The organism is Hyphomicrobium sp. NDB2Meth4 (assembly GCF_900117445.1).
In the GTDB taxonomy this organism is placed as follows: Bacteria; Pseudomonadota; Alphaproteobacteria; order Rhizobiales; family Hyphomicrobiaceae; genus Hyphomicrobium_A.
Genome location: NZ_FPEJ01000007.1, coordinates 1 through 22,289 on the forward strand (window position 1 = coordinate 1; position 22,289 = coordinate 22,289).

A 22,289-nucleotide genomic window follows, 5' to 3' on the forward strand; every position below is an offset into this window, starting at 1 on the left:
CGCCGGCCACGCCCTCCGCTTGCTTCGCTACGCTCCGCAGCTCCGGTCCTGGCCGGCGCCATCACCACACTCAGACGGGGTCAACATTGCACGCCGATAAGGGGTCAAAGTTCGACGCCGATTGACATCTTCCCCAATGTTCCGCCGCTGCACCCTGAGAAGAGTGAGCGTCAGAGCCTAGTCCACTAGAAGTGCCGGCTGTCCACGTCTGGATCTATTGCATTTCGCCAGTGTCCGCGCCTCCTGTTCGTGCTCAACGCTTGCACATGGATGACGCTAAACTCTAACCACGTCGGCTCCGCAAAGCCGAGCGACTTAGCGAGTTTCTCCAGGGGATCAAAGCCTGACCCTTAAAGGCAGGGACACCGGATGTTCGAAAGCAACTGCAGAACTGGGAGGCCAACGTCGGACGGAATCAATACCACCTCCGGGGAATCTGTGAAGGACGCTGACTCGCTGCTTCCCCACGTGGCACGCCCAGCGTGATGGGCCCGACCCCGGCACCCAAGCTCAGCCTAATTTTCACAGGGCGCACCGCGCAGATCGTACGAACTAAGCTTCAGCTAAGCGCGAAGGACTAGTCGACTAGGGGCTACGGAGAGAGCGGGACAAAAAAAGCAACTATGACAATCACCCCGGCCACAAATGCGCCAATGACCGCGGGATGGGAGTGCCAGCTTCTTGCACGGCGAATGGGCCTGTCCATCAAAGCTGCTTCGCCCAGTGCGAGCGGCGGCTCACCTTCTCTCTTATTGCTAGAAACACGTTGATGACGGCACATCTGGTCCACGATAGAGGACCTAAGCGCCTAAGATTCCACATGAAAGACCTTGCGCTAGCCATTTCAGCTACTCAAAAAATAAAATGCCTACTGATAATAGAGGCGTGCACGGACATTGCAACCCCTGATGGGGTGTGCTTTGCGGCGCTGAAGGCCACGTATGAAAGCTCGTGGTTGACCAGTCATGTTCGTTAGCAGCCGAGTGCATCGGTTCGTGCGCTACCCGACGCGATTGTCAACGGCCCCAACGACTTAGTTTGGTGGTTGAAATGGGCGGAAGAAGTCTCCGTAATGACGAACCGTGGTGGCAACGATAGAATCGTGGCTATTGGCCTGGCGAAAGGCACGCGAGATGCTTCAACCACACTGACCGAGGCGATGGGCTATGGACGTGAGTGCAATTGAACGCACAAGACAGCCTTGCGGAGACTTGGTACTTTGTGGGTCATGTCGGTGTGGGGCGATTTCGTTGAAGAATGCGGCGCATGACCGAGACCGCTGACAGGGGTTTAAGAAAGCGCCAAAAGCGATCGTCCCCTCCCCGGTCCCCTGGACCCATTGACCGGCACGTGGGGCGACAGCTCAGGCTCCGCCGGATCGACTGCGGTCTAAGTCAGAGCGCGTTGGCAGCGGTCCTCGGCGTAAGCTTTCAGCAGATCCAGAAATATGAGAAGGGAACCAATCGCCTATCAGCGGGCCATCTATTCGAGTTGGCCCAACTCTTGTCTTGTTCACCGAACGACTTCTTTGCGAAACCGGAAACTGTAGCGACTGCAAAAGGGACGATAGGAATAGCTTCAGATAATGAATTGGCGCTTGTTCGTACGTTTAGAAGCCTCGACAGGCGTTCCCAAGAGGCCGTACTTGCCCTTGCGAGTTCCCTGTTATGAATTACGGCGAACCTGTATGTCGGGGCGATCTGAGTTTTGCAGCGTCGTAGGAACGCAATCGGTAGCTCACGATCAATACTGACGCAACGATTAACGGGACAGACGTCCTTGCCATGCAGCTTGAAATCGTTCGGATCTACCACCTTTCAGATCGCTGGCTCGCCGAGGAACTCCTTCGACTCGCTCGGCGGTGTCGCGAAGAGTACCCAAGGAGGTTAAAGGAGGTCGACCGCAACGCGAGCTACGAATCTAGTCTCGTATGGGACGTCGTTCCGGAGGTCGCCAAGCGCCTCGGCTCTCGGTCGCTTATGATGGTCGAGGCCAGCGACCCAAAAATAGTCGCCTGTGACACTGCGATCCTACGAGAATATGCTGGTATCTGCATTAAGTTCTCCAACCTGAAGAGCTGGATTGCGACTGCAGACCGCACCTCCGCTGCATCCCTTTTGGTCCGAGATGTCTGTAACGGCAACCCGATCGCGATCGCGTTAGACCGGTTGCACCCGGCGAACGAAGAAGACCAAGCCCAAGATATCATCGCCCGCGAATTGAGAGAGTGGTCCAGGAAGAATTGCGTAGAAGAAGTCTGCTCCTGGCGTCCTAGCTTGATGTCTAAGATTGGTTAGAAGGCCTATACAAAACACCTAGCCTGACATGTGCGCAGGCAGTGTTGCGAAGAACTGATACGGGGATCCGCCATCGTTTCGTTGTTGGCTCAAGTTAGCCTAGCCGTTTCGCAGCGGCAGAAGGGTATTCAGCAGCTGCAGAAGGGTGTTCATTTGCGACATGCACCCTTGCACGGGACGACAAGCTCAAGCAAATCTTCGAAACAGCAGCAACTAGAGATACGACAGCGTCGAAGACGAGGACGTGCGCGAAAGAGATTGATACCTCATGCATATTGGCGTCGACGTTCGAAACTTGACGTCCCCGTCGGTCACCGGCATCGCTCGTGTCCTTCTGGAAACTGTTCGCGCTCTGGGCGCGCGGGGCGTGCGGTTCACTTTTTTCTGGCCAGGGAAACGACACTCTTCATTGGTTGATGAGCTCGATGCGCGGCATGTGGAAAGTATGTTCTCCAGCGAGGCGGGGCGACTGATCTGGGGCGAGGCTACGCTCAGCTATGCCGTTCGGCGGGCGGCCCCAGACGTGTTTTGGGGACCGGCTCATCGCTTGCCGCCATCAGTGTCCCCGTCCATTCCGACAGTTGTCACCATTCATGATCTGGTCTGGCGGCGGTTTCCAGAGACGATGCCGATAAAGCGGCGCCTGGCAGATCGTGCTCTCATGTCACTGGCGATCCGTAGAGCTGATCGCGTCGTCGCTGTTTCGCACGCTACGGCACGAGACATCGAGGATCTGTTCGGCCGACCAAATGCGATCGTTGTGTACCCGGGCGCTCGCCGCCTCACCAGCTCGACCGGCTCGACCGAGCGGCAATTCGAGATCGAACACTCACCCTATGCACTGTTTGTCGGCACACTTGAGCCGCGTAAGAATCTGCCCCGCTTACTCGAGGCGTTCGCTCGCGCGAGGGCGGAGGCCAAAGCCAATTGGCGGCTTGTCGTCGCCGGTGGGAAAGGCTGGCTCGACAACGACATCCACGATGCGCTCGCACCGTTGGTTGCAGACGGATCGGTAGTCTTGACGGGGCGGCTGCGCGACGATGAGTTAGCCACTCTATACTCAGGCGCCCGATTCGTGGCCATGCCATCACTATACGAAGGATTTGGCCTCCCCATAGTTGAAGCTCAGCTGTACGGCGTGCCTGTTTTGGCCGGACGTGCAGGCTCTCTGCCCGAGGTGACAGGCGCAGCAGGAATTTTAGTGGATCCCCGGGATGTCGGAGAGATTGCACAGGGGATCACGCGACTTTTTGCTGACGACCAACTCCACGCAGCACTTGCGGCGGAAACGCGCAAGAATGCCGAGAAATTCACCTGGGATGAGACGGCTAGGGGGATGCTCAACGTCTTTGAGGATGCAATGAAGCACCACCCGCGGCGGATGCCCTGAGTTACTGCTGTTGAAAGCAGTGCGGAGCGTTGCGATGCTCGAGGCCTTCGGCTAGCATCCCGCTCGGGATGCCGACGCCGCAGCCGTTTGCGGAGGCAGCATTTGGGGGATCAAATTCCTTTGGCGCCATCAACCTCCTTTCATCACAAGCTCGTCGAGCCCTTGGCAACGGGGGCGGGGGTGTTGCTTTTCAGCATACTTCGGTGCCTACCGCTTTGGATCGGATTATGGGTGCTGAGCGTACTTATGCGAAATCAGAACGAAGACGAGTGAACCTGACGGAGCCAGGGGGGAAGAACGACGCCGGGGGTGAGCTACAATAGGCGCCCAGCCACGACAACGTCTTCCCGGAGGATTGAACCGTTTGCGGGTATTGCACGTCTACAAGACATACTTTCCCGAAGACGGGACGGGCGTTCCTCAGGTAATAAAAACGCTTGCAGAAGGTACTCACTCGCACGGAGTAACCAGCGAGGTCCTGGCGCTCTATCGACAGCCTAGTAAAGTTCCGGAATTTGTCGGACATCATCGCGTGCACGCGGTCCGACAAGAGCTGCACTTTGCGTCAACAAGTCTTTCGATATCGGCCATCCGAAGATTCGCTTCCCTCGTGCCAAACTTCGATGTTATCCACTACCATTTTCCTTGGCCGATGGCAGACCTGCTTCATCTCTTTCACGGTCGCATTAAGCCTTCCATCGTCACCTATCATTCCGATATCGTGAAGCAGCGCCGGTTGCTCGCATTATACCGCCCGTTAATGCAGCGCTTCCTCTCTGACGTCGATGTGATCGTTGCGACTTCGCCGAACTACGTTGACAGTAGCCCTGTGCTGCCCAAGTTGCGCGCAAAAACGACGGTCATACCGATTGGCCTGCCTGATCGGTCGCCGCCCGATCCAAATTTAGTGTCTAAGTGGCGCGGCAAGGTGGGCGAAGACTTCTTTCTGTTTATTGGCGCATTTCGTTACTACAAGGGGCTGCATGACCTGATTGCGGCCGCCCGACTTTCGAATTTGCCGGTCGTTCTCGTCGGCAATAATGATGCAAAAGTGGTGGACACGGGCGCTCTGCCCCCGAACGTCATTTGTCTCGGACAGGTATCTGATCCTGACAAAGAGGCGTTGCTAGAGTCCTGTGTTGCAAAAATTCTACCGTCGCACTTGCGCTCAGAAGCGTTTGGGGTTTCTCTTGTTGAAGCTGCGAGAGCCGCTCGTCCAATGATCACTTGCGATATAGAAACTGGCACGACCTTCGTAAACCTCCATGGCAACACGGGGATCGTAATTCCTCCGGGCGATCCCTACGCCCTAGCTCAGGCGATGCGAGAATTGACATCAAATAGGGAATACGCGCGCCAATTGGGAGAGCAGGCGCGAGCTAGGTATGTCGCCATGTTTCAGGCAGATCAGATGGTACAGAGCTACGTCGAACAGTATCACCTATTACGTGATCGCTGCGCGACGCGATGAATCAGGCGAGCTTCGATCAGACCTCGCCAGCCTTGCACGCGATACCGCAGTAGCTGATTGGACCGAAGCTAGTTCCAACGGTTAGCCGCTATACCAGCTCAAGAGATCCTTTTGATGTGCCGGGCGCTGTCCAGCAAAAGCTGCAACCCCGCGGGGCATGGCGCTTGCCCTAGCGTTGCCAGAAATGACATCGACGCACCTAGGCCGCCTTATCCCGCCATTCTGAAAACGCGTCGCGGCGTGCACAAAGCTCCGGACATATTCTTTTCACGGCTCATCGAACGTCCAACGCAGTGGCGGTACGAGGTATCCGCCACCAGGGCGATAAGTCGGTGCCAATGAGTAGCTGTGATGTACACGCTCTCATTTTCTTGTACGAGTTTCTCGGTCTCGCCTACCGTGACTTTGGCTGTACCGCGGACGACCACCCAATGCTCGGAGCGATGGTGATGCATTTGCATCGACAGGCGACCGCCCGGTTTAACGTTTAGAAGCTTCACTTGAAAACGCGATCCCGCGCCTAGGTGCTCAAAAAATCCCCAAGGCCTATAGCTCCGGGTGTGCTGATCGTGCTCTTTACGACCAAGTTCTTTGAGTCGCTTTGCGATTTCAGAAACTTCCTGAGAGCGCCCTTGATCGGCGACGAGCAGAGCATCAGGTGTGTTGACGATGATCAGCCTATCGAGACCGATGGTCGCCACAAAAGAGCGGTCACTGTGAACAATACAATTCGTCGTGTCAGCTAGAATCGCGTCCCCATAAACCACATTGCCCTTGGCGTCTTTTAACGCACTATCCCACAGAGAAGACCACGTACCGACGTCGCTCCATCCGACATCTATCGGGAATACTGCTGCCAACTTGGTCCGCTCCATGACAGCGCAATCGATGGAGATGTTCGGCGCTCTCGAAAAGCTATCCAAATCGAGGCGCGTGAAGCCAAGATCATCAACGGCATTTGCGATGGCACCACGCGCAGCATTGAGAACTTGTGGAGCGTAGCGCTCCAGCTCGGATAAAAACGCTCGTGCGCTGAGGACAAACACGCCACTGTTCCATAGGTAGGACCCGTCGGCGAGATACTTTTTGGCCGTGTCAAGATTAGGCTTTTCGGCGAATTCAGACACAGCAAATGCGCCTGCATCCCGATCTAACGCCTCGCCGCGTCGGATGTAGCCGTACCCGGTGTTGGGACCGGTCGGCGCGATGCCAAAGAGTACGAGTCTACCAGTGAGTGCGACGGCCGCCGCGCGCTCGATGCTCTCTCCGAAAGCCTCGCCATCTTTCACGGTGTGGTCAGATGGCATGACTGCAATAATGGCGTCGGTGTTCTTCTTTACGGCGGTAAGTGCTGCCACGGCCACGGCAGCAGCGGTGTTACGGGGGGCCGGCTCGAGGAGAATCGCCTCCGGCTCAAGACCTGCCCGCGCTAGCTCCTCCCGGACAAGAAAGCGATGATCCACGTTGCAAACCACAATTGGCGGTGCAAAGTCTCCCTTGAGGCGCCTAAGGGTCTGGCCAAGAAGGCTGCCGTGGTCTCCATCGAACGCAATGAACTGTTTTGGAAACATTGTTCGAGACAGTGGCCACAGGCGTGTGCCAGATCCACCTGAAAGAATCACCGGAACGATAGTCGCAGTCATTCAGCCCCCAGCGTCGCGCCCGATGCGCGACAAGTACTTACACAACGGCTGAACCGTATGCAAACTATGCTTCGCTAACGCGAGAATCCAGAAGCTCGCGCGCTGAATGGCTTGTCGGTCGTAATGTCGAACGAACTCCCGCCCCAACAGGAGACCGCCAGATAGTGATCGGGTGACACTCCTTCAGCCAGCTCTTTGGTCCAGAATCTTTCCGGCCGTATTGCAAATTTATGACACCACAAGTGATAGATCTGGCATCGGGAAAGCGTCCCTTGCTGAAATCATAACCGTAGCCGAATACACGCACTTAATCGTGCTCGCGGTATTTGGCATGTCCGTTGGAATACTGACGTCAGCGACACAGGAAACTTGGCCGGGCCCGTTCTATCGGCGTATTCCCGCGCACGTGCTATTACTTGGCATCCTCGTAGTCGCTTTTTCTTCCCTGGCTTGCGCAAGTCTTCTCGCTTTTTCAGGGATAGTGCCACCAATGCGCAGGGAGCTAAAGTTCTTCGATGTCGCCACTGAGGGCAATATCTGGACTTGGGCAAATGTAGTAGTTTTGTTCGTGTCGGCGCAGACCCATGCTTGCGCAGGCTATTTTCGCTGGAGGCGGCGAAAGCTCGGCGTTGTAAGCTGTCTCGTAATCGCGATGGTTCTGTTGGGCCTTTCCATTGATGATTTGACGGCCTTGCACGAAAAACTGGAGGCGATCGGCAGGTCGATGGGCGGAGGGTCAGGCCTGACGCATTTCGCTTGGGTCGTACCCGGTATAGTAATAGCTGCCGGCGTTGTCGCTACTTTTGTGTTCATGGCAGCTTCGATGGATGCAACGCCTCGCCGGTATTTGCTGACTGGCGTAATCATTTTTTTTAGCGGCGCGATTGGTCTGGAAGCGGTAAGTGGCTTGGTTCTCGACGGTGTCGGTGTCGGCGCGGCGTACGTCCTTGTGTTTCATGTCGAGGAGATGCTTGAGGCGATCGGAGCATCCCTTTTCGTCTGCGCTGGCGTTGCCGATTTTGCCCGCTCGCTAACTGTTAGAGAGCTTCTAAGTCGCGACGGCTATTCGTGAATGTGTGGCGATCCTTGCTTGGCCGCGCTATCGGTAGTCACCACCATCGTCCTCGTTTCGCACCACGATCTCGATTGCTGCCGGCTAATCGAAGCTTCGTCCTGCAGCGGCAGGGCTTCGCTGCGTAGCGCACCTTCGCTGCGGTCGGACGCGCTGAGCCTTACGGCTAGACGGCTCCAGATTAGATCGCATACTGACAGACGAGCTGAATTAGGCAACGTGGGGAGCGCTCGCGGTCACGATATTTCTGGTTGCCTCAGAGTGAACGCGGGCACATTGGTGCCGACACAAGATGCTAGACTCCGAGCCTGGATCCCGAGCAATAGATGAATTGTCCCTAGGTCGGAGCAGAGGGCGTGTAATGGGTGCGAAAGCGCATTCGCTAGCTGGCGTGCTATTTTTTGACGGTCTCTCCCAAGAGAGTCGGGCTTCACTTGAGGCAAGCTGCAGATGGCGGGCGTGCGAACCCGGAGAGACCATCATTTACCATCTTGATAGCAGCGATGAAGTGTTCTTCTTGGTCGCGGGCAAAGCGCGAGCGATAATCTATTCAGATTCCGGCAAGGCCGTTGGCTTTAGAGCCATCGAAGCCGGAGACATATTCGGCGAGCTTGCAGCCATAGATGATAAATCACGTTCCGCCTCCATTGAGGCTGTCGAGCCATGTTTGGTCGCCTGCATGAGGAAGGTCGTGTTTTGGGATACGCTGCGGACTGAAAACGCCTTCATGGTCCGCCTAGTGGATCATCTGGCAAAGCAAATTAGGGATCTCACCATACGCATCTACGAATTCAGCACGCACGCTGTCAGCAACAGGATCCACGCCGAATTATATCGTCTCGCTCAGGAGCATATTGACGCAGCTGGCATCGCGCGTATCCGACCTATTCCCCGTCACGGCGACATTGCCGGCCGTGTCGCCACCACGCGAGAGGCCGTCGCGCGAGAGTTCAGTCATCTGACACGCTTGGGGGTTTTGCAGCGTACTTCGACTGAACTTCTGGTTCTCGACCTCGACCGGTTGGCCGCCATGGTTCACGACGCATCGGAATTTAAGGATTAGGCGCAACCCCATAAGCAGTTGCGTTAGCCCGAATGGGTTGCTCCGTAGGGGAGGGCGACTGTGATTTTTATCACAGCCGAGACTCAGCGAGTTCGCTAGCTTTTGTGCAAGAGCTGGAAGTCCTCACTGGTGCGAACAATGCGCGATCGCCAAGAACTCCTGGTGGCGCATGATGTCGTCGCCAGCATCCCTGATACACTTGAAGTCAGCACGGAGGAGCTGAGCTCTATCCTCCAGGTACTGCGATTGCTCAGCACATTAATCGATCCCGAGACGACCGGCGAGCAGGGCCAGGAGGCCGGGCAGCGAAAGCGTCGTCAGCCTTTCTAGTCATGGCGCTCGAGTTTGATCAGGGCGGCGCAGTTCTGCAGGCCGCACATGTCTCCTGGAGCAATGGCGATATCGAAGGCGTCCTGCAGAGGTATACTGACGACGTCGTCTATCGGTGCAACCTCCGCACTGCACGAGGGGCGCCTCTTGAGATCAGAGGCAAGCGCGCCTTCCGCGCCTTTCTCACCGCGCTTGCTGCAAGCGTAGAAAGCGTTTCTGTTGCCGAGTTTGTCCAATCGGCAAATGGCGTCGGGTGGGCCCGGATCGACTGGTATATCCAGCATCGGGACAGCAATCTCGTGCTATCCAGCTCGTCCCGGCAGATAGTCCGCTTTCGCGGCGAGCGCATCTGCGACGTCGAAGATTATCACGATGCTCCCAAGCTCGCAGCGTTCTGGCGCCTGGCTGAGACACCACAAGCTGCTCCAAACCTAGCCGCGGTTTTGTCGCAGTCGATGGATTTGACCGGCTTGCGTTGCCTGAGCGGCGGACCTTATGGTCTATCGTCACGCGACGTGACGGGGGGCGGCGACCAACATATGGCAATGCACTTTTCGGAACACGAGCGAGTTGCCGTCTTTGTCGATGGCGCCAACCTCTATGCGGCTACTAAGGCTCTCGGGTTCGACATCGACTACAAACGGCTTCTCGAGGCTTTCCGAGGAAGGGGCCACCTTGTCCGCGCTTTGTACTACACGGCAGTTCCCGAAGATCAGGAATATTCATCCATCCGGCCGCTGGTCGACTGGCTCGACTATAACGGATTCACGATAGTCACGAAGCCAGCCAAGGAGGTCTCCGAAGCAAGCGGTCGCCGCAAGCTCAGGGGCGATATGGACGTTGAGCTGAGCGTTGATGCTATGCGGCTGGCGGCCTCTCTGGACCACATTGTGCTGATTTCCGGCGATGGCGACTTCCGCTACCTGGTGGAGGCGCTGCAGCAGATGGGAAAGCGGGTATCGGTCGTTTCCAGCCTGCACACCCAACCGCCGATGGTTGCCGACGAGCTTCGCCGGCAAGCAGACCAGTTCATTGACCTTTACGACCTACGACCGTCGATCGGCCGAAAAGATGCACCGGCTCGGGCATCTCCGGCCCGATCGTAGACTCCTAATCGGAGGGCGCTTGGATCCCTTCCCCCGCCTAGCCAGCGCCCTTTCCGCGGCGACGCGTCTCTTATTGCCCGCATGCGTCTGAAGTGTATTATCGAGTAGATAGTAGCGTGTGTGGCGTTCGGGGGATCAAATGGCTTCCACCGCGTTTTGGGTGGGGCTGGCGTTTGCCTGCATATTCGTTTGTGACCTTGCAATTAGCGTTGCCGTTGCCGTTGCCGAGGATTGCCGTCCCGCCGGTCGGCTCTTTTCTATTGAAGGGCACGTAGAGGTTCGCCGCGATCCAATATTATGGCAGCCGGTCTCCTTAAATAAGTCGCTTTGCGAGAAGGACGTGATCCGCACCGGCAGCCGCAGTCGGGCGGCTATTCGGCTTGCAAACGACGCCGTGCTGCGTCTGGACCAGAACACGACCTTGGTTCTGGTCGATGTAACCGCCCAGAAGAAAAAGCGCACCCTGCTCGACCTCATCCGCGGTGCGATCCAGTCGCTCAGCCGCTGGCCCAACCTCATCGACGTCAACACGCCCTATCTAAACGCCTCGATTGAAGGCACCGAGTTTGCCCTTCTGGCCGCACCAGGGCATTCGCGCCTCACTGTTTTCGAAGGCACCGTGTCTGCCTCGAACCCGTATGGAAAGTTGCGCGTGACCGGCGGACAATCCGCCGTTGCCTCAGCGGGGGAGCCGCCGCACTACTCGGTGCTGGTGCGACCTCGCGATGCGGTTCAATGGGCGCTCTATTATCCACCTGTGCTGGCGAGCACTGGCTCGGGGGCGACTTCGGGCAGCGCCGAAAGCTCAATGCTTGGCCGCGCCGCTGCTCTTCTTTCTGTCGGTCGCGTACAGGCCGCGCGATCGTTGATCCAGCAGGGAATTGATCAAAGTCGGCAGGTCGGTCTCGCCTATGCCTTACGCGCCATTGTTGCGCTCGTTCAAGATGACAAGGATCAGGCCCTTGCCGATGCGCGGCGCGCAGTTGCGCTCGAACCGACTTCCGCGGCTCCGCGAATCGCTCTGTCTTACGCGCTGCAAGCCCGTTTCGAATTGCAGGCGGCGCGAGATGTCCTGTTGCATGCCAGCAAGGTTAAGCCGCACGATCCGCTTGTGTGGGCACGTCTTGCTGAGCTGTGGCTTATGCTGGGGTATCGAGACGCTGCGCGAACGGCCGCCGAAAGAGCCGCTGCGGCTGCGCCGCAGCTTGCGCGCGCCCACGTGGTCATGGGTTTCATCGCCCTGACAGAATTTCGCACGGCGGATGCGCGTCGGGCTTTCACCCGCGCCATCGAATTGGATCCGGCGGATCCGCAGCCGTTGTTCGGACTTGGACTGGCGATCATTCGCGATGGCAATTTGCAGGGCGGACGCCGCAACTTGGAGATGGCTCTCGGCCTCGATTCCAGCAACTCATTGCTGCGATCCTACCTCGGAAAGGCCTACTTTGAGGAACGGCGAGCGCCACTCGATGCCAAGCTGCTCGAGACGGCCAAGCGATACGACCCTCTCGATCCGACCCCGTACTTGTACGACGCTCTGCGCAAGCAGAGTGAGAACGATCCGGTTGGAGCGCTCGCTGATATGCAATCGTCAATCGATCGCAACGACGACCGGGCGGTATACCGCAGCCGAGAAGCGCTCGATCAGGATCGCGGCACGCGCGGGGCCAGCCTGGCGCGCATTTTTGACGACCTTGGATTTGAGCAACTTGGTATCAATGGCGCTTCTGCCTCGCTATCGGTGGACCCAGCCAGCGCGTCTGCCCATCGCTTTCTGTCGGACGTCTATGCCGGGGTACGTCGGCACGAGATCGCTCGCGTCAGCGAGCTGTATCAAGCCCAGATGCTGCAGGACATCAACATCAACCCCGTTCAGCCGAGCCTCAGCGACACCAATCTCGGCATCGCCGTGCGCGGCGGCCCGTCAAAGCCTGGCTTCAATGAGTTCACACCCTTGTTCGAGCGCAACGACGTGCAAGTCATCGGTGCCGGTATCGTCGGCACCAACGATACTGCTGGCTACGAAGGCGTTGCCTCGGCGATCTACAACCAGACCTCGGTCAGCGCCGGAAGCTTCCGCTTCACCACGGACGGTTGGCGACCAAACAACGGCATCAGCCACGATATCGATAACTTCTTTCTACAGACGGCAGTGACGCCCGACTTCAACATGCAGTTAGAGCTTCGGCATCGCGCGACCGAAAATGGTGATCTCGCATTCAATTTCGATCCCGACTCTTTCAACCCCGATTACAAGCGCACGCTCGATCAAGACACCTACCGCATTGGGGGCCGCTATTCGCTGACACCGCACTCCGACCTGCTGGCTTCCGTTTCGCGCGGCGTGCGCAAGGAGCAGGTCGATCAATACCCGGACTCCGTCCTCCCCGGCTTTGAAACGCTGAGTGATAGCTCAACCAATCAAACGGAGGCGCAATACATTGTGCGTGGCGAGGGAGCAAATTTCGTCGCCGGGTTGGCCTACACCACTGAAGAAGAAACCGTTCGCTTCGAAGATCCATTTTTTCCTTTGCTGATGGACCGGGACTCTACGCACTTCCACGCCTACACCTATGCCAATCTGCAATTTCCCGAGCGGGTCGTTTGGACGCTCGGTGCCGCCTACGATGAATTTGAGCGTGCGCCGGTTGAAGTTCAGGGGCTAAGCCCCAAACTGGGCGTGCGCTGGAACGTATCCGACGATCTGACCCTGCGCGCGGCGGCCTTCCGCTGGGTCAAGCCATTGCTTGCCAGTGACCGCTCCCTAGAGCCGACCCAGGTGGCCGGATTCAATCAGCTGTTTGACGATCTCACGGGCGATGACTCTTGGCGCTACGGTGTAGCCGCCGATTGGCGGATAACGCCGTCTCTGTTCGCCGGCACGGAACTCACCTGGCGCCACATCGACGTTCCGTTACAGTCGGGCGCGACTGCGGTGTTTGAACCGTGGAAGGAAGAATTGCATCGCGCATATGTGGACTGGGCCATAACATCCAGAATTTCGCTAAGTGCCCAGGCCACCTACGACACCTTTGAGGCGAAGCAGGGCTCGATCCTGGCCACCTACCTGGGAACGCCGCTGAATTTGCAGACATTCAGCGTTCCGCTGCAAGTTCGCTATTTCGACCCCAGCGGTTTCTTTGCCGGCCTTTCCTTCACCTATGTGCAACAAGAGCTGGAGCGATCGGATTTCGCAAGGCTGCCGCAGCAGATGGGTGGACTTGGGCTGTCAGACGGATCGGATTCATTTTCGGTTGTCGACCTTGTGCTTGGATGGCGCTTGCCGCGCCGGACCGGAATAGCGAGCGTGTCGATCAACAACCTGTTCGACGAGACTTTCCAGTATCAAGACGACAGCTTCCGTGAATTCCGCGATGAGCCTGTAACGGGGCCGTATACGCCGGGCATCAGCGTAACCGGTCGCGTCACACTCGACCTGACTGCGCTGCATCCGTAGCGGTCGCTGCTCTAAGGTGTGGCCCACGCATGAAACGAACACAATGGCTGAAGGCGGCCACCGCTGCGCTCTTCACGGCGCTGATCGGCTGCACTTGGGCGGCGTCACCCCCTGGACTGTCCATCGAGCGCAGCATTGGTCTTGATTGGCTGTTTAAGATGCGCGGCGCAATCAAGCCGCCTCAGGGGATCACCATCGTAGGCATAAACGGTCGCACAGGACCAGCGTTGAACCTACCGCGTGCGCCCCACCATTGGCCACGGACGGTGCACGCGCAGCTCGTTGACCGACTCGTAGCTACGAACGCGGCCACCATCGTGTTCGATGTCGACTTCAGCAGGACGAAGCCCGGGGATGAGGACGCTGTCCTGGCCCGCTCCATCGCAAATGCCGATCGGGTCGTGCTGTTTGAGCGCTTGGGAGCGAGAACGCAGCATCTGAGCGGCGGCGATCATGATCATCTTCAAACCGTTTGGATCGAGCACAGCGAGCCGCCCGTCGAGGTGCTTGCCGAGGCGGCCAGCGCGATCGCCCCCTTTGCGCTGCCGAAGGTGGGTCATGCGGCAATCGAATTCTTCGCCTTCAAGCCGAGCCTCGGCGATGCACCGACGATCCCGGCTGTTGCGCTGCAGCTGAAGGCCCTCCCGCATTATCCGCAGTGGCTGGCCACGCTCAGGAATGCGCACGCGCGGGGCGTCGAAGACCTCCCGCACAGTGCGAGGGACTTCAAGGGAGCGCAGCAGCTGGCCGCAATGATGCGGACCGTCCGCCAGATGTTTGCTCGAGACACTACCCTGGCGCAGCGAGTGCGCAGCCTGATCGCCCAGGACTACAGAGGAAACACTTTTCAAATCTTAGACGCGCTCGCAGCTCTTTACGCCGGTCCTGATTGTTACAGCATCAACTTCTACGGTCCTGCGGGTACCATCAAGACTGTGCCGTTCGAGCGGGTGCTGTCAGAGCCTTCCCCGCATGGCTTCGATATCAAAGATGCTGTCGTCTTCGTTGGCTATTCCGATCTTTCTGACGCCGACCAGCCGGATCGTTATTTCAGCAGCTTTACCGGGCAAGACGGCGTTGATCTGAGCGGCGTTGAGATCATGGCGACCGCGTTTGCCAATCTGCTGACCCAAAGAGCTCTGACAGCCAGTAACGAGACCCTGAGTGCCGCTGCCATAATTGCGTTTGGCGCGCTCGTTGGTGCTTTGGCGTGGCTGCTTCCCGCGACACTTGCGGTGCCGGCAGTTCTCTTGCTGGCGGGCGCCTATACCGCGGCTGCGGAACTGATGTTCGAGCGGATGGATCTTTGGCTCCCGCTTGCGACGCCCCTACTTGCACAGTTGCCCGTCGCGCTGGTGGTCGGCCAATTTGGCCAATACGTCGCGCAGCGGCGCAGCCAGCAGCACTTTGCGCAGACGATCCGCCACTATGTTCCCGACTTTCTTGTGAGAGATATTGTCGACAAGCAATTGCCCCCGCTCGCGCTCCACAGAGAGGTGCAGGGAACCTGCCTCGCGACTGACATGTCGGGCTTTGCGAAGCTGGCGGAAGCGAGGTCGCCGAAAGAACTCGCCAGCTTCATGAATGACTACTTCGAGGCGTTGGCGTCAACCTTCAGGCAGAATGGCGTCGACGTCATGGAGTTCCGCGCTGATATGGTGATGTGTTCGTGGCTGTCTTCCGGCTCGATCGAAGACGGCCAACGCGCGATCGAGGCCGCGATCAGGACAACAGACGTCATCAACCGGTTCGCAACCGAGCGCAAGCTGGCGAGCTTGACACCGCGCGTCGGCCTCGATCGGGGTTCACTCTACATTGGGCACAGCGGCGGCGGAGGGCGCTACGCCTATAGCATCGTGGGTAACACAGCGAACATCGCGGCGCGGCTCGAGAGCCTGAACAAGACACTGGGCACGCAGATCCTGATCAGCGGTTCGCTTGAGCCAGGCGCGGGCGGCGCTTTGCTGCGTCCGCTCGGCCGGTTTCTACTAGCGGGAATGAGCCAACCCATCACAGTTTCAGAGATCCTTCGACGCGAACACAACGACCTCTGCAAGGCGTTTTCGCAGGCGCTCATTGCATTTCAGAATGAAGATTGGCCAAGCGCTGCAGTGCTCTTCGAGGCGCTCACCAGGAGCTTTCCGGGTGATGGGCCAAGCCGCTTCTACGCAGCGCAGAGCCGCATGTCCGCGGCGCGTCCTGCGACCTCCGTCGGCGGCGCAATTATTCGTATGCAAGAGAAGTAAGTCCGGTTTCAAAAGAAGTTTTTAAGCGGCTAGGAAACGGTGGTTAGTCTTTGGGGCCCGCATTGAGGGCTCATCGGTTTGACTCAGCCCATAGGAAGGAATTGCGAAATGAACATCAGTCGTCTTGTTTTGTTGGGGGCGCTCGCCGCTCTCGTCGCAATCGGATTTGTCTTTATGCCACCGCTGTCCGCGCACACGTCCACAGACGCGCATGACACGTCCTCTACGGCGGTCGTCTGTGAAGACGAGAACATACCCGAGGGCGTGACTTGGAGTGTGAAAATTGAGGTTCACGCGGTACGGAACGACACCGGGCAAGCAATACCGCGCAATTCCAGTGCCGACATCAAGAAATGGGATCTCCAGTGTCTCAAGCACAAGGATTTGGGGCACCACAAGGGCGACACGGTTCATGCTGGTGTCTGCCTGAATGGCGGCGAGTGCAAGGCGGCCGAACTGGGAGAACACACAGCAGTCCTGACGCCCGGGCCCTACCACTGCCACGTGATCAACGGCAGCGTCATCTGTCACGAGTACTAAACGGCCGCGCGACCGGTGCGTCGACCTGGCGCTGGATTGGATAGCGGCCGGTGCCTGGATGTGGTGATGCTCCATCTCAACGCCGGCCGTCTCCAGGCGGTTCGGGGCCGCTCAGCCTTACCCAATGGAGTGCGGCGGCGCCGGCGGCCGTTTCCAGAAGCGCCAGCCGCACAGCTTCAGGTGTTCGAGGATCTTTTGTGCCGCAAAGGCGCCGTCACGGTCATTATCTATCGGATTGCGCGTCCGGGGGGCGAAGCGCCGTCGTGCTGATGGCATAGGCGATGTCATAGCGGATCCGCTCGTCTTGGTCGCGATCCATTTCATACCTCATGCCCACACGAAAAAGCCGACGCTCTCGATCACCTCTACGATGTCATCTCGCAGGCCCGCCGCCGCGATAACGCAGTTCCGCTCCCACACCACGCCTCCGGGCAGATTGCCGCCGTCCCGATGCAGCGTCAGTGCAACTTCGCGTTCCCGTCTGAACACGTACACCTGCATGCCGCCCCGCTTTGACCTAATGGCACGACAATAGTTCCTGTTCTGTTCACGCCAAGCGGAAGTGTGGCTTTAGCCGTCCCGCCGCCCGGTCATCCTCTCGAAGCGATCGCGGTTGCGCTCGCGCCACTGCGGCGACTTCACCTTCACCCAGTTACTGCACCGACCCGACCGATAGGTGCTGTCAGTCCGTTTCGAGACGATGCCTTCGAGCCCCAGCTTGCACGAATGCTCGAAGACGAGATCGCCATCTCCGCGGATGTGGTCGACATACTTGATCAACTGCACGCCGCTGGCGCTCGCGAGCAGTGTCTGCAGCACACGTTTGCGGTCGGTCAGCGGAGCATCGCGCAAATCGAAGCCATCGAGATACAGCAAGTCGAACGCGTAATAGATGAGACCCGCCTTGACCCGCGTCGGCTTGGTGGTCATGGCCGAGGGCAGCTCGTAGAACACCGCTTGCCCCTTAGCATCGACGGCAACGAGTTCACCGTCGAGGATGACGTTGTTGACGGGCAGCGCTCGAACGGATGCGGCGACTGTCGGCATGCGTGCGGCCCAGTCGTTGCCGCGGCGTGTGAACACGGCCGCCTCCCCGTCGTGGAAATGAGCCTGTGCGCGATAGCCGTCGTGTTTGATCTCGTGCAGCCAGTCTTCCCCGCTGGGTGGCGCCTTGCGCTCGATCGGCACGCATGGATCGACGAAACCCGGGAAGATCGCCGCCCTCACGCCTTCCGCCATGCGGCCGAGAAAGCGCGCGGGCGAACGGTGCGTGGAACGGCGGGGCTTCGACGGCGGCTGTCGCGGTGGCAAGGACTTAGCTCGGTTTGCTTGCAAATTGCGAATCACTCTAGCGCTCAGGTGTCAGTGCCTGTCGAGAGGTGTCCGCGTGGCGAAGCATATGCGTATCTGGCTGCGAATGTCCTACCGCTGTTGCGGCATGGGGTGGGATGACGAGTGGCCCGAGGCCTTTAAACTTGAATGCCCCGATTGCGGCGCGCTCATCGAGGCTTCAGGATCGTCCATATTGGACCGCGGGATGCCGCGAAAATGCGAACTCGCGCGGCATGCAACCCCGCTCTTTCAAAGTGAAAAAGGTCACAACGCACGCCGGTCGTCTTATTGGGAGAATCATTCAATGCAGCTTGTCCGAAAGCCTTCTTTCTGACGCGCGGTGTCGGCGTCCTCGCGCGCGGCTGACGGCATTTGAGCTGGCGCTGCCGGAGGCGGACATCGAGCAGCAGAACATCGTCACTATCTCTTCTATCATGCCGCCAAATTGCGTCGAACTGGAGTGTGAGAAGGGTCTCGCCACCCTGCTACCTGGGGAACGCTAGGCGCTGCGCCGGCCCCTAACGCGCGCAAACCATATATCCCAACGCTGTAGCAACTTGCTGCCAGCCATCAGTCGGCGAGCGCCGCCGTAAAGCACATAGGCCAGCCCCCGAGCGAGCCCAACCTGCGCATCCTGGCTGGCCAGCTTCTTTCCAAGCTTGACCTGCGCATCGTGGATCTTCCTCAGTTGCCGAGCGTCCCGGCCGGGCAAAAAAATCGTGTCCCAAGCGAGACGCGCAGCCAGCCAGCCGAAAACCGGAACCGCAATCAGTAACCGCATGAGCGAGATAGCAGAACGATAACCTTTGCCCCGGGAAAGCTGCCGCGCGTAGGTAGCATCGAGGCTCTCGACGGTTCGCTCAAGCGTGAATTTGTCGAGCATGAGCTGACGTCCGCGCTGCGCCATCGTCCGTGCTTGCACGTAATCGGCGAGCATGCGCAAAATACCGTCGGCAAGATCGCCTGGATCGAGTGGGCGCACGAGCACGCCTGTCTCTCCGTCACGCACTGCATCCACCATGCCGCCAGTGCGTGTCGCGACCGTCGGGCACTGCATGAGCAGGGATTCGATCGTGCCGCCAAGATTCTCGCTCAGCGAAGCCTGCACCGCCACGTCAAGGTCGGCCAGGATTCCTTCAACATCGCTTCGCAAGCCGAGGAAATGCACCCGCTCGTGCACGACCCGCAGCTGTCCTAGAAAGCCTGACGACGGAGAAGCGCCGCCGTATTTGTGCTTACAATGTGCGTACTCTGCATGGAGAGACGGGTCGGGGTCGGCCTAAGAGGAGAGTTAATGCCGCTAGCTGCCGTATCCGAAAAGACGTTCGGACGGGAGGTGCTGGGAGCCGCGATACCCGTCCTGGTAGAATTCTCTGCTGAGCATGCCCCGTCCCACGCGGCTTTGGACGACCTCTCCAACGAAATGGCGGGAACGATCAAAGTCGTGCGAGTCGACGTGGGCCAGCACCCTACGTTGAAAGATGAGTATGGGGTGCGCGGGCTGCCGACGCATATTCTATTCAAGTTCGGCAAGCCCGTATCGCGCAGGCTCGGAGGCTTGTCGTCGAAGGCAGAACTCAGGGAATGGATCGCCGGCGCGCTCATTCTCGCGTTGGCAACGCGGAGAATCTCCATCGCCCGATCCGCCACCCATTTCAAGATGGCGAACGGCATGGAGGTTGTGGTTATTCCTGACCATCGCGCTCCGGTCGTCACACACATGGTCTGGTTCAGAGTAGGCGCTGCCGACGATCCGAAGGATTTCTCGGGAATCTCCCGCTTAGTCGAGCACCTGACGTTCAAGTCGCTGGACAGGATCACCGATGGTGACTTCTCAAAGACCATCTTGCGGCTCGGTGGACAGGCGGACGCGTTCATCTACCGGGATGCGACTGTGTTTTGGCAGTCTGTTCCCGGAGATCAGCTGAAGATGGCTATGGAGTCGGAAGTTGATCGCATGATCAACCTACACGTTACCGATGACGAGGTGGCCAGCGAGCGTGGAGTGATATTGGAGCAGCGTCGCTCTGAGATGGCGAATGATCCCGGTGCTCGCCTTGTCCACGAGATGAATGCGGCGCTCTACCGAGCCCATCCTTACGGTCGGCCGGTCTTCGGTTTGCCTAGCGAGCTCGCTCGGCTTTCGCGCGAGGACGTGCAGCGCTTTCATAAGCTTCACTACGCGCCTAACAAGGCCATTCTTGTGGTTTCGGGCGACGTGACATCCGAAGAAGTGAAACAGCTTGCGCACGAGACTTTTGGCAGGATCCCAGCAAATCCCAACGTTGCGCAACGTCCTCGGCTAAAAGAACCCCCGCAGATTGCCGCCCGCCGCGTGACGCTCGAGGCGACGCATTCAAAAACAGCGCGATTTTACCGAACCTATTCTCTTCCAGGCTCAGCAACGGCAGCGCGCGGCGAAACGGAGGCACTGGAGGTGCTTGCCAAAATTCTTGCACGCGGCATCACATCCCGACTCTATCGCAAGCTTGTCATCGAGGACAAGATTTCAACCTCAGTTACGGGTAACTACCTCGGCAACACGCTCGAGGCCGCCGAGCTGGAGCTAATGGCGTTGGCAACTGACGGTGACTTGAGCGCGATCGAGGCTGGCGTCGACGAAGTAATCGAGGACATCCGCAAGAACGGAGTTACACAGGAAGAACTCGCGTGCGCCAAAAGAAGTTTGGTTGCCGGCTACATCTACGGCAGCGCTGACCAATTCACTCTATCGCAACGCTACGGGTGGGCGGCAGCGCTCGGTCTCACCATTAAGGACGCCGAAGACCGACCAGCTGCCATTTCGAGGGTTTCCGCTGCCGACATCGCGAAGGTTGCCACGAAATACCTCATCGCGCGTCGCTCAGTGACGGGCTGGTTGTGCTGCAGGCGAGAAGGCAGGAACGCTCGTCCAATCCAGGCATCAGCAGCCGCGCGAAGGCATATTTGATGTCGAGCTCGGCTGCTTTGAGTCGCGATCTGGTGTTGGGCTAAGACAATGGACGTTCAAACCATAACGAGCCCCGGCGGCATCGAGGCGTGGCTCGTCGAAGACTACGCCGCGCCGATGTTCGTGCTGCACTATGCGTTCAAGGGCGGAGCTTCCCAGGACCCCATTGGCAAGGAAGGGCTTACGAATTTTGTCGCGCTCATGCTTCAGCAGGGGGCCGGGGACTTGACGGCGGTTGAGTTTCAGCAGCGGGTCGAGGACCTCGCCATACGTGTCGAGTTCGTGCCGGGTGTTGATGCCGTCTCCGGAAGCATCGAAGCGCTTAGTGAGACGCGCAGCGAGGCCGCAGAGCTTGTCAACCTTGCTCTGACGAGGCCGCGTTTCGATGCGGAAACCGTTGAGCGCGCGCGCAGGCGGCTGCTCGGCTTCCATGGGGGAGAGGCTCGCGCACCGCATCTTGTCGCGAACGCACAATGGAACGCCGTGGCCTTCGCAGGCCATCCCTACGGACGGGAGATCTATGGCACCGAGGCGTCGGTCAACCGGATCACTCCCGAGGACCTGCGGAGCTACTGCAAGCGCGTCTTTGCCAAGGATAGACTAAAGGTCGTCGCCGTGGGCGACATCACTGTCGATGAGCTTGGAGTGTTCCTGGATCGTTTGTTCGGCGACCTGCCTGCCAATGCGGATCTCGTGGAGGTCTCGAAAGTCAGTCCGGTGACGGGCGGCCGGCTACGCGTCGCGGAAATGGATGTGCCGCAATCGGTCGTGACGTTCGGCATGGGAGCGGTGTCGTACGATAGCCCGGACTACATTCCGGCTCACGTGCTGAGCCACATTTTTGGTGGTGACGGCTTCTCATCCAGGCTCATCAGGGAGCTACGCGTCAAGCGGGGCCTCGTGCATTTTGCCAGTACTTGGCTGGAGCGTCGCCAGCATGCGGCGGTCTTCCGAGGCAGGATGGCGACGCGCAACGATACGGTTAGTCAATCGCTGCAAATCGTTCGCGATGAAATGCAGAAGCTGTCGGATGGTCACCTCAGCCAGGAGGAGCTGGACGATGCCAAGAGCTATCTCACTAGGTCTTATCCTCTGACGTTCGGCTCTCATAGTAAGATTGCCGCGCAGCTGCTTGATCATTCGATGGATGGGTTCGGCCCCGGCTTTTTCGAAACCCGTAAGGCCACGATCGCAGCGGTCAGCCTCGGCGATCTGAAGCGCGTGGCAAAACATCTGCTCGATCCCGGTAACCTCATCATATCCATCGCTGGCACCCCAACTTTGCAGCCGCCGCGAAACGCCTAATCGATAGGTGCGACGACTCACCGCACCATCGATCTTTCCGGCGCCGGGGCACAGAGACTGCCCAGAATTTAGGCAGGTGTGACCTTG

At 58.5% G+C, this 22,289-nt stretch carries 18 protein-coding genes; 14 read left to right on the forward strand and 4 right to left on the reverse strand.

Translation table 11 applies throughout. From position 1 onward, the window contains the following. Positions 1 to 1,266 precede the first annotated feature (1,266 nt). The 4 genes from NDB2M4_RS12445 to NDB2M4_RS12460 all read left to right on the forward strand — a co-directional run bounded on the left by NDB2M4_RS12445 (position 1,267) and on the right by NDB2M4_RS12460 (position 5,158). Complete coding sequence (locus NDB2M4_RS12445) at positions 1,267 to 1,671, forward strand: helix-turn-helix domain-containing protein (protein ID WP_072375559.1); 405 nt, start codon at positions 1,267 to 1,269, stop codon at positions 1,669 to 1,671. 113 nt (positions 1,672 to 1,784) lie between these two features. Then, entirely contained in the window at positions 1,785 to 2,297 is a 513-nt protein-coding gene (locus tag NDB2M4_RS12450; protein WP_072375562.1) for a hypothetical protein, read from the forward strand. Between the two features lie 268 nt (positions 2,298 to 2,565). Further along, positions 2,566 to 3,687: a glycosyltransferase family 4 protein gene (locus NDB2M4_RS12455; RefSeq protein ID WP_072375565.1), complete on the forward strand. Its 1,122-nt coding sequence runs from the start codon at positions 2,566 to 2,568 to the stop codon at positions 3,685 to 3,687. 364 nt (positions 3,688 to 4,051) lie between these two features. Further along, on the forward strand, positions 4,052 to 5,158 hold the full coding sequence (locus NDB2M4_RS12460; RefSeq protein WP_072375568.1) for a glycosyltransferase: 1,107 nt from the start codon (positions 4,052 to 4,054) through the stop codon (positions 5,156 to 5,158). A gap of 209 nt (positions 5,159 to 5,367) precedes the next feature. On the opposite strand, the gene NDB2M4_RS12465 is transcribed toward NDB2M4_RS12460, so the two are convergent. Beyond that, positions 5,368 to 6,801, reverse strand: a complete 1,434-nt coding sequence (locus NDB2M4_RS12465) for a mannose-1-phosphate guanylyltransferase/mannose-6-phosphate isomerase (RefSeq protein WP_072375571.1) — start codon at positions 6,799 to 6,801, stop codon at positions 5,368 to 5,370. A 172-nt stretch (positions 6,802 to 6,973) separates the two neighbouring features. Here NDB2M4_RS12465 and NDB2M4_RS20005 point away from each other — a divergent pair, with 172 nt between their 5' ends. The 7 genes from NDB2M4_RS20005 to NDB2M4_RS12500 all read left to right on the forward strand — a co-directional run bounded on the left by NDB2M4_RS20005 (position 6,974) and on the right by NDB2M4_RS12500 (position 16,615). Next, entirely contained in the window at positions 6,974 to 7,873 is a 900-nt protein-coding gene (locus NDB2M4_RS20005) for a hypothetical protein (RefSeq protein ID WP_139247248.1), read from the forward strand. A 361-nt stretch (positions 7,874 to 8,234) separates the two neighbouring features. Then, on the forward strand, positions 8,235 to 8,936 hold the full coding sequence (locus NDB2M4_RS12475; protein ID WP_072375577.1) for a Crp/Fnr family transcriptional regulator: 702 nt from the start codon (positions 8,235 to 8,237) through the stop codon (positions 8,934 to 8,936). Between the two features lie 138 nt (positions 8,937 to 9,074). Further along, positions 9,075 to 9,266, forward strand: a complete 192-nt coding sequence (locus NDB2M4_RS12480) for a hypothetical protein (RefSeq protein ID WP_072375579.1) — start codon at positions 9,075 to 9,077, stop codon at positions 9,264 to 9,266. A gap of 545 nt (positions 9,267 to 9,811) precedes the next feature. Further along, positions 9,812 to 10,372 carry a LabA-like NYN domain-containing protein gene (locus tag NDB2M4_RS12485; RefSeq protein WP_072375786.1) on the forward strand — a complete coding sequence of 187 codons (561 nt, stop codon included), beginning with the start codon at positions 9,812 to 9,814 and terminating at the stop codon, positions 10,370 to 10,372. 340 nt (positions 10,373 to 10,712) lie between these two features. Then, positions 10,713 to 13,829, forward strand: coding sequence for a FecR domain-containing protein (locus NDB2M4_RS12490; RefSeq protein ID WP_171988092.1), 3,117 nt, complete (start codon positions 10,713 to 10,715; stop codon positions 13,827 to 13,829). A 29-nt stretch (positions 13,830 to 13,858) separates the two neighbouring features. After that, on the forward strand, positions 13,859 to 16,075 hold the full coding sequence (locus NDB2M4_RS12495; protein WP_072375585.1) for a CHASE2 domain-containing protein: 2,217 nt from the start codon (positions 13,859 to 13,861) through the stop codon (positions 16,073 to 16,075). Between the two features lie 108 nt (positions 16,076 to 16,183). Further along, the gene (locus tag NDB2M4_RS12500) at positions 16,184 to 16,615 is read left to right on the forward strand and encodes a hypothetical protein (RefSeq protein ID WP_072375588.1); all 432 of its coding nucleotides are present in this window, start codon (positions 16,184 to 16,186) and stop codon (positions 16,613 to 16,615) included. Between the two features lie 327 nt (positions 16,616 to 16,942). Here NDB2M4_RS12500 and NDB2M4_RS20255 read toward each other — a convergent pair whose 3' ends face one another. Further along, positions 16,943 to 17,116 (reverse strand): hypothetical protein, encoded by a 174-nt coding sequence (locus NDB2M4_RS20255; protein ID WP_171988093.1) that lies wholly within the window; start codon positions 17,114 to 17,116, stop codon positions 16,943 to 16,945. Between the two features lie 69 nt (positions 17,117 to 17,185). Then, positions 17,186 to 17,926 carry an ATP-dependent DNA ligase gene (locus tag NDB2M4_RS12505; RefSeq protein ID WP_139247249.1) on the reverse strand — a complete coding sequence of 247 codons (741 nt, stop codon included), beginning with the start codon at positions 17,924 to 17,926 and terminating at the stop codon, positions 17,186 to 17,188. Positions 17,927 to 18,180: 254 nt separating this feature from the next. Between NDB2M4_RS12505 and NDB2M4_RS12510 the strand changes: the two genes are divergently transcribed. After that, complete coding sequence (locus NDB2M4_RS12510) at positions 18,181 to 18,450, forward strand: pyruvoyl-dependent arginine decarboxylase (protein WP_072375594.1); 270 nt, start codon at positions 18,181 to 18,183, stop codon at positions 18,448 to 18,450. On the opposite strand, the gene NDB2M4_RS12515 is transcribed toward NDB2M4_RS12510, so the two are convergent. Further along, entirely contained in the window at positions 18,447 to 19,127 is a 681-nt protein-coding gene (locus NDB2M4_RS12515; protein ID WP_072375597.1) for a glycosyltransferase, read from the reverse strand. The two genes, NDB2M4_RS12510 and NDB2M4_RS12515, sit on opposite strands and share 4 nt — an antisense overlap. Before the next feature lie 114 nt (positions 19,128 to 19,241). Between NDB2M4_RS12515 and NDB2M4_RS12520 the strand changes: the two genes are divergently transcribed. Both NDB2M4_RS12520 and NDB2M4_RS12525 read left to right on the forward strand, forming a co-directional pair. After that, positions 19,242 to 20,897 carry an insulinase family protein gene (locus NDB2M4_RS12520; RefSeq protein WP_171988094.1) on the forward strand — a complete coding sequence of 552 codons (1,656 nt, stop codon included), beginning with the start codon at positions 19,242 to 19,244 and terminating at the stop codon, positions 20,895 to 20,897. A gap of 48 nt (positions 20,898 to 20,945) precedes the next feature. Further along, entirely contained in the window at positions 20,946 to 22,202 is a 1,257-nt protein-coding gene (locus NDB2M4_RS12525) for a M16 family metallopeptidase (RefSeq protein ID WP_072375603.1), read from the forward strand. Positions 22,203 to 22,289 lie beyond the last annotated feature (87 nt).

What these genes read in the sequence shown, in the direction of transcription:
- NDB2M4_RS12445 (WP_072375559.1), top strand. Translation starts at nt 1,267, where the DNA reads ATGACCGAGACCGCTGACAGGGGTTTAAGAAAGCGCCAAAAGCGATCG.
- NDB2M4_RS12450 (WP_072375562.1), top strand. Translation starts at nt 1,785, where the DNA reads ATGCAGCTTGAAATCGTTCGGATCTACCACCTTTCAGATCGCTGGCTC.
- NDB2M4_RS12455 (WP_072375565.1), top strand. Translation starts at nt 2,566, where the DNA reads ATGCATATTGGCGTCGACGTTCGAAACTTGACGTCCCCGTCGGTCACC.
- NDB2M4_RS12465 (WP_072375571.1), bottom strand. Translation starts at nt 6,801, where the DNA reads ATGACTGCGACTATCGTTCCGGTGATTCTTTCAGGTGGATCTGGCACA.
- NDB2M4_RS12475 (WP_072375577.1), top strand. Translation starts at nt 8,235, where the DNA reads ATGGGTGCGAAAGCGCATTCGCTAGCTGGCGTGCTATTTTTTGACGGT.
- NDB2M4_RS12480 (WP_072375579.1), top strand. Translation starts at nt 9,075, where the DNA reads ATGCGCGATCGCCAAGAACTCCTGGTGGCGCATGATGTCGTCGCCAGC.
- NDB2M4_RS12485 (WP_072375786.1), top strand. Translation starts at nt 9,812, where the DNA reads ATGCACTTTTCGGAACACGAGCGAGTTGCCGTCTTTGTCGATGGCGCC.
- NDB2M4_RS12495 (WP_072375585.1), top strand. Translation starts at nt 13,859, where the DNA reads ATGAAACGAACACAATGGCTGAAGGCGGCCACCGCTGCGCTCTTCACG.
- NDB2M4_RS12500 (WP_072375588.1), top strand. Translation starts at nt 16,184, where the DNA reads ATGAACATCAGTCGTCTTGTTTTGTTGGGGGCGCTCGCCGCTCTCGTC.
- NDB2M4_RS20255 (WP_171988093.1), bottom strand. Translation starts at nt 17,116, where the DNA reads ATGCAGGTGTACGTGTTCAGACGGGAACGCGAAGTTGCACTGACGCTG.
- NDB2M4_RS12510 (WP_072375594.1), top strand. Translation starts at nt 18,181, where the DNA reads ATGCAACCCCGCTCTTTCAAAGTGAAAAAGGTCACAACGCACGCCGGT.
- NDB2M4_RS12520 (WP_171988094.1), top strand. Translation starts at nt 19,242, where the DNA reads ATGCCGCTAGCTGCCGTATCCGAAAAGACGTTCGGACGGGAGGTGCTG.
- NDB2M4_RS12525 (WP_072375603.1), top strand. Translation starts at nt 20,946, where the DNA reads ATGGACGTTCAAACCATAACGAGCCCCGGCGGCATCGAGGCGTGGCTC.